The sequence below is a fragment of the Streptacidiphilus cavernicola genome (assembly GCF_042510955.1).
GTDB classification, from domain to species: domain Bacteria; phylum Actinomycetota; class Actinomycetes; order Streptomycetales; family Streptomycetaceae; genus Streptacidiphilus; species Streptacidiphilus cavernicola.
The window spans coordinates 47,578-60,419 of sequence record NZ_JBHFAB010000014.1 but is presented as its reverse complement, the minus strand read 5'-3'; the positions used below and the strand labels follow the sequence as shown (position 1 = coordinate 60,419).

The 12,842-nt window shown below is 71.4% G+C and carries 9 protein-coding genes; 2 read left to right on the top strand and 7 right to left on the bottom strand.

Annotated features, from left to right (window positions below; genetic code table 11):
* Positions 1–148: 148 nt before the first annotated feature.
* From ACEZDE_RS19755 to ACEZDE_RS19725, 7 genes are all read right to left on the bottom strand, one after another.
* Positions 149–1,732, bottom strand: coding sequence for a glycerol-3-phosphate dehydrogenase/oxidase (locus ACEZDE_RS19755; protein WP_380537641.1), 1,584 nt, complete (start codon positions 1,730–1,732; stop codon positions 149–151).
* 89 nt (positions 1,733–1,821) lie between these two features.
* A complete protein-coding gene (glpK, locus tag ACEZDE_RS19750) occupies positions 1,822–3,345 on the bottom strand; it encodes a glycerol kinase GlpK (RefSeq protein ID WP_380537640.1) in 1,524 nt (507 codons plus the stop codon).
* Between the two features lie 129 nt (positions 3,346–3,474).
* Positions 3,475–4,239, bottom strand: coding sequence for an IclR family transcriptional regulator (locus ACEZDE_RS19745; RefSeq protein ID WP_380537639.1), 765 nt, complete (start codon positions 4,237–4,239; stop codon positions 3,475–3,477).
* A 76-nt stretch (positions 4,240–4,315) separates the two neighbouring features.
* Positions 4,316–6,787 (bottom strand): beta-xylosidase/alpha-l-arabinosidase, encoded by a 2,472-nt coding sequence (locus tag ACEZDE_RS19740; RefSeq protein WP_380537638.1) that lies wholly within the window; start codon positions 6,785–6,787, stop codon positions 4,316–4,318.
* An 8-nt stretch (positions 6,788–6,795) separates the two neighbouring features.
* On the bottom strand, positions 6,796–7,614 hold the full coding sequence (locus ACEZDE_RS19735) for a carbohydrate ABC transporter permease (RefSeq protein WP_380537637.1): 819 nt from the start codon (positions 7,612–7,614) through the stop codon (positions 6,796–6,798).
* Positions 7,614–8,552: a carbohydrate ABC transporter permease gene (locus ACEZDE_RS19730; RefSeq protein WP_380537636.1), complete on the bottom strand. Its 939-nt coding sequence runs from the start codon at positions 8,550–8,552 to the stop codon at positions 7,614–7,616. Before ACEZDE_RS19730 ends, ACEZDE_RS19735 begins: the two co-directional genes overlap by 1 nt.
* A gap of 14 nt (positions 8,553–8,566) precedes the next feature.
* Positions 8,567–9,817, bottom strand: a complete 1,251-nt coding sequence (locus ACEZDE_RS19725; protein WP_380537635.1) for an ABC transporter substrate-binding protein — start codon at positions 9,815–9,817, stop codon at positions 8,567–8,569.
* Between the two features lie 305 nt (positions 9,818–10,122).
* Here ACEZDE_RS19725 and ACEZDE_RS19720 point away from each other — a divergent pair, with 305 nt between their 5' ends.
* Together ACEZDE_RS19720 and ACEZDE_RS19715 are read left to right on the top strand one after the other, a co-directional pair.
* Positions 10,123–11,175, top strand: coding sequence for a LacI family DNA-binding transcriptional regulator (locus ACEZDE_RS19720; RefSeq protein ID WP_380537751.1), 1,053 nt, complete (start codon positions 10,123–10,125; stop codon positions 11,173–11,175).
* Between the two features lie 215 nt (positions 11,176–11,390).
* The gene (locus ACEZDE_RS19715) at positions 11,391–12,800 is read left to right on the top strand and encodes an endo-1,4-beta-xylanase (RefSeq protein ID WP_380537749.1); all 1,410 of its coding nucleotides are present in this window, start codon (positions 11,391–11,393) and stop codon (positions 12,798–12,800) included.
* Positions 12,801–12,842 lie beyond the last annotated feature (42 nt).

Below are 12,842 nucleotides of genomic sequence, written 5' to 3'. Positions count from 1 at the left end.
CCTGGTTGCGGCGCCCGCTTCTGACGGGTACACATCCAAAGCTGGCGTGGCTAGCGGGGCTTGGCAAGGGACGTGACGGGACGGACGTGACCGGATTCCGAAGCAGCCCGCTGACGGTAGCGCGTCAGGAACAGCGGTCGTCGGAACGTCAGTCCCGGACCCTCCCCGCCAGGAAGGCCTCGACCTCGGCGCGGAGCTGCGGGGTGTCGAGGCCGCGGACGACCGTCGTGGTGCGGCGGCGCAGGACGTCGTCGGCGGTGTGGGCCCACTCCCGGTCCGCCGCGTAGGCGACCTGGGCCCAGACGTCGGGGCCGTCCTGGTGCAGCGGGCGGCCGAGGTCGGGGTCCTCGTCGATCAGCCGGGCGATCTCGAAGGACAGCGTGCCGTAGTGGGTGGCCAGGTTGCGGGCGACCAGCGGGTCCATCCTGCTGCCCGGCTCGCGGTCCACCAGCAGCCGGTGGGCGACCGCGTCGGGGCTGGCGACGCCGGGGAGCGGGACGGTCCTCGGGATCACCGAGATGTCCTCGGACAGGCCCGTCCCGCCGACCTTGGCGAGCTTCTCCAGGACGATCCGTCCGATGTGCCGGTAGGTGGTCCACTTGCCGCCCGCGACGGACAGCATCCCGCCGCGGCCCTCGGTGACCACCGTCTCGCGCTTCGCCTCGGCGGTCTGCCCGGGGCCGCCGGGCAGCACCCGCAGCCCGGCGAAGGAGTAGGTGACCAGGTCGCGGTCCAGGTGCTGGTCGCTGACGGCGTGTCCGGCCTCGTCGAGGATCTGGTCGACGTCCGCGTCGGTGGCCCGCACGTCGTCCGGGTCGCCGGTGTACTCCTCGTCGGTGGTCCCCAGCAGGACGTGGTCCTCCCACGGGATGGCGAAGGACACCCGGTACTTGTCGATCGGTATGGTCAGCGCGGCCCGCCACGGCGCCTTGCGCCGCAGCACGACGTGGGCGCCCTTGGACAGCCGGATGCTGGGGGCCGCCCCCGGGTCCTCCATGGCGCGCAGGTGGTCCACCCACGGCCCGGTGGCGTTGAGCACCAGCCGGGCGCTGACGCCGAACTCGGTTCCGTCGAGCCGGTCCCGCAGCTCCGCGCCGGTCACCCGGTGGCCGGTGAAGCGCAGCCCGGTCACCTCGGCGTGGTTCAGCACCACCGCGCCGGAGTCCACGGCCGCGCGCACCGTCATCACCGCGACCCGGGAGTCGTTCATCTGGTGGTCGCCGTAGACCGCGACCGACCGCAGCCCCTCCGACCGCAGCGCGGGCACCTGCTGCAACGCGTGTGCGGGGGTGGACACCCGGCCCATGCCGTCGCGGAACGCGGACAGCGCCGAGTAGAGGAAGACCCCGGCCCCGAGCTTGGCGGCCCCGTGCGGACCGCCCTTGTAGACGGGCACGAAGAAGGTCAGCGGGTTGACCAGGTGCGGGGCGACGTCGGTCGCCAGCGCGCGACGCTCCTTGTGGTTCTCCGCGACCAGTTTGACCGCCCCGGTCTGCAGGTAGCGCAGCCCGCCGTGGACCAGCTTGGACGAGGCGCTGGAGGTCGCGCCGGCGAAGTCGCCGGCGTCCACCATGGCGACCCGCAGCCCGGATTGGGCCGCGGTCCAGGCGGTGGCGGTGCCGAGGATCCCACCGCCGATCACCAGCAGGTCGTAGCTGGCGTCGGTGAGCAGCTGCCGGGTCTGCGAACGGCTGGCGCTGTGGTTGGCGCCCAGGGTCGGGACGGACTTCATCAGGCTTCCTCGGGGTGCGTCAAAAAAGAGGTGCGGCAAGCACGTGTCAGGAACACGTGTCAGGAACACGTGTCAGGAATGAGCGGGGGTCAGGCCTCCGGCCCGTCCTGGTCGACCCAGCCCAGGGTGCGTTCGACGGCCTTGAGCCAGTTGCGGTGTTCGCGCTCCCTGGTCTCCCGGTCCATCCGCGGGCTCCACTCCGCGGCGCGGTGCCAGTTGCCGCGGAGGGTGTCCAGGTCGGGCCAGAATCCGGTGGCGAGTCCGGCGGCGTAGGCGGCGCCGAGCGCGGTGGTCTCGGCGACGAGGGGGCGTTCGACCGGGACGTCCAGGACGTCGGCAATGGTCTGCATCAGCAGGTTGTTGCTGGTCATGCCGCCGTCGACCCTGAGCGAGGTGAGGGTGACCGCGGAGTCCCTGGCCATCGCGTCGACGACCTCGCGGGTCTGCCAGGCGGTGGCTTCCAGCACGGCTCGGGCCAGGTGGCCCTTGGTCACGTAGCGGGTCAGGCCGGTGATCACGCCGCGGGCGTCGTCGCGCCAGTAAGGCGCGAACAGCCCGGAGAACGCGGGGACGATGTACGCGCCGCCGTTGTCCTGCACGGTCTCGGCCAGGGTCTCGATCTCGGCGGCGGTGGAGATGACGCCGAGCTGGTCGCGCAGCCACTGCACCAGCGACCCGGTGACGGCGATCGAGCCCTCCAGGGCGTAGACCGGCTTCTGCTCGCCGATCCGGTAGCCGACGGTGGTGAGCATGCCGTGGTACGAGTTGACGGCCTTCTCACCGGTGTTGAGCAGCAGGAAGGTCCCGGTGCCGTAGGTGCTCTTGGCCTCGCCCGCGTCGAAGCAGGTCTGTCCGAACAGCGCGGCCTGCTGGTCGCCCAGCGCGGCGGCCACCGGCACCCCGGCCAGCTCGCCCACGGCGTGTCCGTAGACCTCGGCGGAGGAGCGGATCTCCGGCAGGATCGCGGCCGGGATGTCCAGCGACTCCAGGATCCTCGCGTCCCACTCCAGGGTGTGGAGGTTCATCAGCAGGGTGCGCGAGGCGTTGGTGACGTCCGTGACGTGCACCCCGCCGTCCACCCCGCCGGTGAGGTTCCAGATCACCCAGGTGTCCATGGTGCCGAACAGGATGTCCCCGGCCTCGGCCCGCTCCCGCAGCCCCTCGACGCGGTCCAGCAGCCAGCGGATCTTGGGCGCGGCGAAGTAGCTGGCCAGCGGGAGCCCGGTCTCCCGGCGGAAGCGGTCCTTGCCGACGTTGCGGCCCAGTTCGCGGCACAGCGCCTCGGTGCGGGTGTCCTGCCAGACGATCGCGTGGTGCACCGGCAGGCCGGTGTGCCGGTCCCACAGCACGGTGGTCTCACGCTGGTTGGTGATCCCGATCGCATGGATGTCGTCCCGGGTCAGCTCGGCCCGGCCCAGCGCCTCGGTGACCACCGACCGCACCCGGGTCCAGATTTCCGTCGCGTCGTGCTCGACCCAGCCCGGCTGCGGGAAGATCTGCCGGTGCTCCTGCTGCTCGACCGCCACGATCCGGCCGTCCGCGTCGAAGACGATGCAGCGGCTGGACGTGGTGCCCTGGTCGATCGCGACGATGTACTGGCCGGTACTGGTCATGGGGTCCTCGTTGGCATCAGGGGCGGATGAGATCGACCATCGTTCGACAATGTCGACCATCATGCGAAAGCTATTCCGCCGGTCGCGGGTCCGTCAAGCACATCTGTCCAGGCCGGCCATCCGCGCCGATCAGAACCGCGGCGCGCCCAGGTCGCGGGAGATCGAGCGGGCGGCCTGGCGTACGGCGATCGCCAGTTCCGGCCGGATCGCGCCGGCCTCGCAGATCCGCTCGACCGGTCCGTGCACGGCCACCGCTCCTACCGGGTTCTGCCGCCGGTCCTGGATCAGCGCGGCGACCGAGGCCAGCCCGGTCCAGGTCTCCTCGACGGCGGCGCCCCAGCCCCGCTCGCGGGTCAGCGCGCTCTCCGCGTCGATGGCGTCCAGGTCGGTCAGCGTGCGCGGGGTGAACGCCTCCCGCTCGCTCGCCTGCAACTCGGCGCGGGCGACCGGGTCGTGGGCCACCAGCACCTTCCCCAGCGCGGTGCTGTGCAGCGGCTGCATGCCGCCGACGTCCAGCACCTGGCGCGCGTCGTCGGGCCGGAACACATGGTGCACGATCAGCACGCCGCGCTGGTGCAGCACGCCGAGGTACACCGACTCGCCGGTGGCGCGGGCCAGGTCGTCGGCCCAGATCAGCGCGCGGGCGCGCAGCTCGTGCACGTCCAGGTAGCTCTGGCCGAGCCGCAGCAGTTCCGCGCCCAGCTGGTACTTGCCGCTGTCCGGGTCCTGCTCGACGAAGCCCTCCTGCTGCAGCGTCCGGAGGATGCCGTGCGCCGTCGCCTTGGCCAGTCCCAATGAGGCCGCCACGTCGGACAGCCCGAGGCGGCGCTCGCCGCCGGCCAGCAGCCGCAGGATGGCCGCCGCGCGCTCCAGCGACTGGATCGGGCCGGGCATGGCACCACCTCCGTATGAATGGCGGTCGACACTGTCGACCCTGGTGATCCGTGATTCTGCCAGCTTTCCTCCGGATTCAGCGCTGCGAACGGGTGACCGTGAAGGACGGGTGCAGTCGCCGGGTGTGGTCCAGCGGGCGGACCGGGCCGGTGAGGGTGAGCGCGGCGGTCAGCCGGGGGTCGGTGCTGGAGGCGGCGATCCGCAGTTCCAGCGCGCCCGGCTCGACCGCCCGGCGTCCGTCCCGGCCGGTGAAGGAGGCCAGGTCGGCGGGGAGGACCACCTCGATCCTGGCCTGCTCGCCGGGTTCCAGTGCGATCCGCCGGTAGCCGACCAGCCGCTGCACCGGCTGGACCACCGAGGCGACCGGGTCGTGCAGGTAGAGCTGCACCACCTCGCTGCCGGGGCGGGAGCCGGTGTTGCGCAGGGTGAAGGCCACCCGGAACTCGCCGTCGGTGCCGCAGGCGCCGGTCGGCACCGCCAGGTCCGACCAGGTGATCTCGGTGTAGCCGAGCCCGTGGCCGAAGCCGTAGGCCGCGGTGGGGTCGGTGCTGGAGACGTCGCTGGCCTGGGCCAGCCGCGCCGCCAGATAGGTCGACGGGTGCACCCCGGGCCGCCCGGGGACGCTGACCGGCAGCCGCCCGGACGGGTCGACCCGTCCGCTCAGCACGCCCGCCACTGCCCGCGCCCCGGCCTCGCCGGGGAAGAAGGACTGGACGATCCCGGCCGCCTCGGTGACCGCGCGGCCCAGCGCGTAGGGCCGTCCGGCCAGCAGCACGACCACCACCGGCCGTCCGGTGTCCAGCACCGCGTCGAGCAGTTGCTGTTGCACGCCCGGCAGTCGCAGCGACTCGACGTCGCAGCCCTCGCCGCTGGTGCCGCGGCCGAACAGCCCGGCCCGGTCGCCCAGGGCGAGCACCACGACGTCCGAACTCCGGGCCAGGGCGACGGCCTCGGCGAAGCCCTCCGTCCCCGGGCCGTCCACGGTCGCGCCCGGCGCGGACACCAGCTCGCTGTCCGCGAACTCCGCGGTCAACTCCATGAGCAGCGTCGGGAGTTCGATGCCGAGTGGAAGCTCCGGGTGGCGGCTGCCGACGTGCACGGGGAAGGAGTAGCAGCCGAGCAGCGCCTCCGCGGTGTCGGCGTTGGGGCCGATCAGAGCGATCCGGCGCGGGCGGTCCAGCGGCAGCGTGCCGTCGTTGCGCAGCAGCACCACGGCCTGCTCGGCCACCCGCCGGGCCAGTTCCCGGTTGCCGGGGCCGTCCAGGTCGACGCTGCCGCGCAGCTGGTCCGGAGCGGCGGAGCGGGCGGCCGGGGAGGCGGGGTGGTCGTCCGGGGAGGCGGAGCGGGCGGCCGGGGCGAGCGCGGTCGGCGCCGGGTCCCAGTCCGGGTCCAGCAGCCCGAGTTGGATCTTCTGCAGCAGCACCCGGCGCAGCGCGCGGTCGACCACCGCCTCCGGGACGGCCCCGGCGGCGACGGCGTCCAGCAGCGGCTGCCCGAAGGTCTTCACGGTGGGCAGCTCCACGTCCACCCCGCTGCCGAGCGCGGTGCCCGCGGCTTCGGACCAGTCCCCGGCCACCCCGTGCAGGGTCCTCAGGAAGGCGATGCCGAAGTAGTCCGCGACGACCGTCCCGGCGAAGCCCCAGGTGTCCCGGAGCAGCCCGGTGAGCAGGGCCTCGTCGGCGGCGGAGGGGATGCCGTCGGTGTCGGTGTAGGCGTGCATCACCGAGCGGGGCCGGCCCTCCCGCACCGCCATCTCGAACGGCGGCAGGATCACGTCGGCGCGCTCGCGCAGGCCCATGCCGACCGGGGCCAGGTTGCGTCCGGCCCGGGAGGCCGAGTAGCCGGCGAAGTGCTTGAGCGTGGCGATGACCCCGGCCGACTCCAGGCCCCGCACATAGGCGGTGGCCACGGTGCCGACCAGGTACGGGTCCTCGCCGATGGTCTCCTCGACCCGGCCCCAGCGGGCGTCCCTGACCACGTCCAGGACCGGGGCCAGGCCCTGGTGCACGCCGACCGAGCGCAGGTCCCGGCCGATCGCCCCGGCCATCTCCCGCACCAGCTCCGGGTCGAAGGTGGCGCCCCAGGACAGCGGGACCGGGTAGGCGGTGGCGCCCCAGGCGGCGAAGCCGGCCAGGCACTCCTCATGGGCCAGTGCCGGGATGCCGAAGCGGTTGGCGTCCGCGATCCGGCGCTGGGTGCGCTGCAGCGAGAGCGCGCCCAGCGCCGGATCGACCGGGACGGTGCCGAACGGACGGGTCAACTGGCCCAGTCCGTAAGGGAGCAGGGCGTCGAGGTCGACTGCCTCCTCCATGTCGTGCTGGTACGGGGCGACTTCGCCGCCGTCGGCGGCGGCGCCGACCCACACCCCGACCAGCTGGGCGGTCTTCTCACGGAGCGTCATCTGCTGGATCAGCGCGTCGGCGCGGGCGCCGGGGTCCAGCGAGGTGTCCTGCCAGGCGGGCACGGCGGCGGTGGTCGCGGCGGTGTCGGGCACGGCGGTAGTGGTAACGGCGTTGCTGGTCGCGGAGGTTCGGGCGGCCGGGTTCATGGGAGGGGTCACTTTCCGCCGACCCCCATGAGTCCCTGGACCAGGGCACGGCGGGCGAACAGGTAGACGATGAGGATGGGCAGCATGGACAGCATCACGGCGCTGAGCAGGCCGGGGACGTCCACGCCGTGCTCGGTCTGGAAGTTGTAGAGGCCCAGGGTGATCACCTTGGTGGAGTCGGACTGGGTCAGCACCAGCGGGAACAGGAAGCCGTTCCAGGCCTGCAGCGAGGCGAAGACCACGATGGTCGACAGGCCCCCCTTGGACAGCGGCAGCACCAGTTGCAGGAACACCCGCCACGGCGGCGCGCCGTCCACCGCCATCGCCTCGTAGAGCTCCGAGGTGATGTCGCGCATCGCGCCGGTGAGGACCAGCGCGCACACCGGCAGGCAGAAGGCGGCGGTGGGCAGGATCACCCCGATCAGGTGGTCGTACAGGCCGGCCTTGCTGATCACGTAGAACATCGGCACGATCACCGCCTGCGCCGGGATGGCGAGCCCGAGCAGGAACATCCGGAACACCGCCGTCATCTGCCGGTTGCGGCTCCTGACGATGGCGTAGGCCAGCGGCGGCACCACCAGCAGCACGATGCCGACCACGGACGCGGTGACCACCAGGGTGTTCAGGAAGTCCCGGCCGAAGCCGTTGGAGAAGTCGTCCAGGTAGTTCTGCAGGGTGAAGTGGGACGGGAAGGACAGCGGGCCGCCGGTGGAGTAGTCCGAACGGGTCCGCAGCGTGGTCAGCAGCAGCACGTACAGCGGCAGTCCGACCAGGAACAGCCAGACCAGCGAGCCGAGCCCGGCCAGGTAGTTGGGGCGCTGCCGCATCACAGTCCCTCCGCCGAGCTGTTCATCCGGTCGTAGCCGGAGAGCCGGACCACGACCAGCGAGATCAGCGTCGCGACCACCACCAGGACCAGGGCGATGGCCGAGGCGCCGCCGAAGTCGAAGCTCTTGAAGGCCTGTTGGTACATGTAGTAGGCGCTGATGGTGGTGTCCGTCCCCGGGCCGCCCTGGGTCAGGATCAGCACGGTGTCGAAGGTGGTCAGCCCGCCGACCACCATCAGCACCATCGAGGTGATCATGGTGTTGCGCAGCTGCGGCAGGGTGATGTGGAAGAACTGCCGGACGGTGCCCGCGCCGTCGATCGACGCGGCCTGGTAGAGCACCGGCGGGATCGCTCGGGCGCCGCCCTGGTAGATCAGCGTGTGCAGCGGGGTGAACTGCCAGGCGCCGACGAAGGCGAGTACGCCGATCGCGCCGCTCTGCGTGCCCAGCAGGTTGCCGTCGCCGAACAGCCAGCCGGCCTCGGACGGGATGCCGAAGTTGGGGTCGAGCAGCGCCCGCCACAGCACCGACACCGCGGTGGCGGACAGCAGCAGCGGGACGAAGTAGATCGCGGACAGAATGGCCCGGTTGCGCTGCTTCCCGGCCGCCCAGACGCCCAGCAGCAGGCTGATCGGGGTCTGGATCAGCACGCCCAGGGCGGTCAGCAGCAGGCTCAGCCAGAGGCTGTTGAGCATGACCGGGTCGTGCAGCAGCGCGGTCCAGTTGGACAGTCCGGCGAAGCTCGGATTACTGACGCCGTCCCAGTCCATGAAGGACAGCACGGCGACCAGGACAAGCGGGACGAGGGCGAAGAGGCCGAAGAAGAGTGCCGCGGGAGCGGCCCAGAGCAGGCCGGGGCGGGTGGCCCCGGTCACGCTCCGGGCCGCTTTCCGGCGACCCGCCGCGGCGGCGGGTGCTTCAGCGGGGATGCTGGTCATGGAGGGGTCCGCAGTCACGAGTTGGGCAGGGCCTGCATGGCCTTGATGAAGCCGTCGGTGTCGAGCTTGCCGTCGAAGAACTCCTGGACGGCGGTGTGGATCGCGGTGGTCGCCGACGGCGGGTAGGCCTGGTCCCAGGAGAGCTGGAACGACGGGGCCTGCTTGACCAGGTTGTACTGGAAGGTGGAGTACGCCGGGTTGGCCGAGGTGCTGAGGAAGTTCTCGGTGTTGGTGGTGGTCGGCAGGTTGCCGATGGCCAGCTGCGCCTTCACGAACTCGTCCGAGTACATGAGCTTGAGGAACTGGGCCACGGCCTCCGGGTGCTTGGTGGTCTTCAGCACCGAGTAGAAGTTGTTGGTGTTGCCGACCACGTCGGCCGGGTCGCCCTTGCCGTCGCTGACCGTCGGGAAGGCGCTGTAGCCGAGGTTGGTGCTGGTGAAGTCCGGGTTGGCGTCCTGCTCGGTGGAGTACTCCCAGGAGCCCATCAGTTCGAAGGCCGCCTTGCCCTTGGCCAGCAGGGCCGGTGAGCCGCCGTCGGTGAACTTCACCGAGTCGAAGTTGCTGCCGAAGGCGCCCGCGTCGATCAGCTGCTTGAGCATGCCGAGCGCCTTCCTGCTGTCGTCGCCGGCCCAGGCGGTCTTGTCGCCGTCCAGCGCCTTCTGGAACAGGTCGGGCCCGGCCACCCGGTCGAAGACGTACTCGAACCACATCAGGGTGGGCCACTGGTCGCCGCCGCCGAGCGCGATCGGGGTGACCCCCTTGGCCTTCAGCTTGGCCACGTCCGCGAGCAGGTCGTCCCAACTGGCGGGCGGGGTGATCCCGGCGTCGGAGAGGGTCTTCTTGTTGTCGAACAGCAGCACCGGCTGGGTGCCGCGCATCGGGATGCCGTAGGACTTGCCGCCGATCACGGCGGTGTTGAAGACCGAGGGCAGGAAGTCGGACTTCAGCGCCGGGTCCTTGGCGATCATGTCGTCCAGCGGCAGCAGCAGCCCGGCCTTGACGAACGGGGCGATGCTGCCGCCGCCCCAGTTGAAGAAGACGTCCGGGGCCTGCTTGGTGGTGATGACGGTCTGCAGCTTGGTCTGGTAGTCGGCGCCGGGGATGGTGTCCAGCACGGCCTTGACCTTGGAGGTCTTGTTGAAGGTGTCGACGATCTGCTTCTCGACCTTGTTGGTCGCGTCGCCGTAGACCAGCACATGGATCGTGCCGGAGTCCGCGCTCGCGGTGCTGCCGCTGCCGGACCCGCAGGCAGCGGTCATTCCCATGACGAGGGCGGAAGCGGCGGCGATCGCGGCGAATCTGTTCCGGGGCGCTCCGTTGCGAACAGCGGACAGAACGGGGTTCATGGGCTGCCAATCCATCGAGTGTTTCGGCGATTCTGCCGAATGTTGTGGGGAAATTTAGGCCGGGCGACCAGGGGCGTCAAGAGGTCGGACCGTCGGACGTCCGCTGCGACGGCCCCGCGCGGCCGTCCGGGGCAGGGGCTATCATCCGTGCCGTGAACACTTCGGCAGCAGGGAACGCAGAGGACCGGACGGCAGCGGAGGAGCCCGCGGCGCGGGGGGCGACCCTGGCCGAGATCGCACGTGAGGCCGGGGTTTCGGCTCCGACTGTTTCGAAAGTCCTGAACGGCAGGGCGGATGTGGCACCGGCCACCCGGGAGCGGGTCGAGGACCTGCTGCGCACCCACGGCTACCGGCGCCGCCGCGGCGCCACCCAGTCCGCGGCGCTGCTGGAGCTGGTCTTCCACGAGCTGGAGAGCGCCTGGGCGATGGAGGTGATCCGCGGCGTCGAGAACGTGGCCAGGGAGGAGGGGCTGAGCGTGGTGCTCTCCGAGTCGTCCGGACGGCTGAGCCTCGGCCAGTCCTGGGTGGACGGGGTGCTGGCACGCCGTCCGATCGGCGTGGTGCTGGTGCTGTCCAGCCTGGACCGGGCCCAGCAGACCCAACTGACCAGCCGGGACATCCCGTTCGTGGTGATGGATCCGGCCGGCGACCCGGGCACCGACGTGCCGGCCGTCGGCGCCACCAACTGGCAGGGCGGGCTCGCCGCCACCCGGCACCTGCTGGAGCTGGGCCACCGCCGGATCGGGGTGGTCGCCGGGCCGCGCCGGATGATGTGCAGCCGGGCCAGGATCGACGGCTACCGGGCGGCGCTGGAGGAGGCAGGCCTCGGCTTCGACCCCGGCCTGGTGCGGGACGGGGACTTCCACCACGAGACCGGCTACACCGAGGGGCTCGACCTGCTCCGGGTGCCGGACCGCCCCACCGCCGTGTTCACCGGCAACGACCTGCAGGCGCTGGGCCTGTACGAGGCGGCCCGGGAGCTGGGGCTGCGGATTCCGGAGGACCTGAGCGTGGTCGGCTTCGACGACCTGCCGCTGGCCCGCTGGGTCGGCCCGCCGCTGACCACGGTGCGCCAGCCGCTGACCGAGATGGCCGAGGTGGCCGCGCGGCTGGTGATCGACCTGGCCCGGGGCAACAAGCCGGCCACCCCGCGGGTGGACCTGGCCACCAGCCTGGTGGTGCGCAGCAGCACCGCGCCGCCGAGGACGGCGGGGTCCGGGGGAGCGGCCCGGGGTGGCGGCGGGCTGAGCCGGTCCGGCGGGGGCAATCCTGCGTGAACTGTTGACGGCCTGTCGACAACGCCTCTAAGTTCACCGCTGGCATTCGGCGCTGGTGTCGAAACTTTCGTAAGTTTCATCCGCCGCGCGGGCCGTACCACCGCACGTCCGCTTTCCGCGTCCACCCCAAGGAAAGGACAACCACGGTGTCAGTCCACGAGAACGCTCAGCGGTTAACCCGGCGAAGGACCAGGCACGGCCTGCTCGGCGTGGCGATGGCCGCCGCCGCGGCGGCAGCACTGCTGGTGAGCACGGTCGGCCAGGCCGGGGCGGCGAGCCCCACGCTGCGGTCGCTGGCCGAGGCGAAGGGGATCTACTTCGGCACGGCGCTCACCCAGGGCAACCTCAGCAACTCCACGCTGACCGCGGTCGCGGGGACCCAGTTCGACATGGTCACCCCGGGCAACGAGATGAAGTGGGACACCACCGAGCCGTCCAACGGGACGTACAACTTCGGCCCCGGGGACCAGATCGTCGCGTTCGCCACCGCGCACGGGATGCGGGTGCGCGGGCACAACCTGGTCTGGCACAGCCAACTGCCGTCCTGGGTCACCAGTCTGCCGACCAGCCAGGTCCAGGGCGCGATGGAGGCGCACATCACCACCGAGGCCACCCACTACAAGGGCCAGGTCTACGCCTGGGACGTGGTCAACGAGCCGTTCAACGACGACGGCAGCCTGCGCCAGGACGTCTTCTACAACGCCATGGGCTCCGGCTACATCGCCGACGCGCTGCGCACCGCGCACGCCGCCGACCCGAACGCCAAGCTCTACCTGAACGACTACAACATCGAGGGCACCGGCGCGAAGAGCAACGCCATGTACAGCCTGGTGCAGTCGCTGAAGGCGCAGGGCGTGCCGATCGACGGGGTCGGCTTCGAGAGCCACTTCATCCTGGGCCAGGTCCCCTCGACCATGCAGGCCAACATGCAGCGCTTCGCCGCGCTGGGGGTCAACGTGGCGGTGACCGAGCTGGACGACCGGATCCAACTCCCGGCCAGCAGCGCCAACCTGGCCCAGCAGGCGACCGACTACGCCACCGTGGTCAAGGACTGCCTGGCGGTCAGCGGTTGCGTCGGCGTCAGCCAGTGGGGCGTCGGCGACGCGGACTCCTGGATCCCGTCGGCCTTCTCCGGCTACGGCGCGGCGACCATGTACGACAACAACTACCAGCCCAAGCCCGCCTACACGGCCACGGCCACCGCCCTCGGCAGCGGCAGCACCGCCCCGCCGACCACCGCCCCGCCGACGACCACGCCGCCCACCACCACCCCGCCCACCACGGCTCCGCCGACCACCGGCGCGGCCGGCTCCTGCAAGGTCGCCAACGCGGTCAACGCCTGGAACAACGGGCTGACCGAGAACATCACCCTCACCAACACCGGCAGCAGCACCGTCAACGGCTGGTCCCTCGGCTTCACCCTGGCCGCCGGACAGACCATCACCTCCGGCTGGAACGCCGCCTACACCCCGTCCACCGGCGCGGTGACCGCCACCAACCTCAGCTACAACGGCACCCTGGCGCCCGGCGGCTCCACCGCCATCGGCTTCCAGGCCACCCACACCGGCAATGCCTCCGCACCGACCGCCTACACCCTCAACGGCGTGGCCTGCAGCATCGGCTGAGCGCACGTCAGATACCGGACGGCGGCCCCGCACCCCCGGGGC

Bases quoted from the DNA above. Each gene is read 5' to 3' on its own strand.
- ACEZDE_RS19755 (WP_380537641.1), bottom strand. From the start codon at position 1,732: ATGAAGTCCGTCCCGACCCTGGGCGCCAACCACAGCGCCAGCCGTTCG.
- glpK (WP_380537640.1), bottom strand. From the start codon at position 3,345: ATGACCAGTACCGGCCAGTACATCGTCGCGATCGACCAGGGCACCACG.
- ACEZDE_RS19745 (WP_380537639.1), bottom strand. From the start codon at position 4,239: ATGCCCGGCCCGATCCAGTCGCTGGAGCGCGCGGCGGCCATCCTGCGG.
- ACEZDE_RS19740 (WP_380537638.1), bottom strand. From the start codon at position 6,787: ATGAACCCGGCCGCCCGAACCTCCGCGACCAGCAACGCCGTTACCACT.
- ACEZDE_RS19735 (WP_380537637.1), bottom strand. From the start codon at position 7,614: ATGCGGCAGCGCCCCAACTACCTGGCCGGGCTCGGCTCGCTGGTCTGG.
- ACEZDE_RS19730 (WP_380537636.1), bottom strand. From the start codon at position 8,552: ATGACCAGCATCCCCGCTGAAGCACCCGCCGCCGCGGCGGGTCGCCGG.
- ACEZDE_RS19725 (WP_380537635.1), bottom strand. From the start codon at position 9,817: ATGGGAATGACCGCTGCCTGCGGGTCCGGCAGCGGCAGCACCGCGAGC.
- ACEZDE_RS19715 (WP_380537749.1), top strand. From the start codon at position 11,391: ATGGCCGCCGCCGCGGCGGCAGCACTGCTGGTGAGCACGGTCGGCCAG.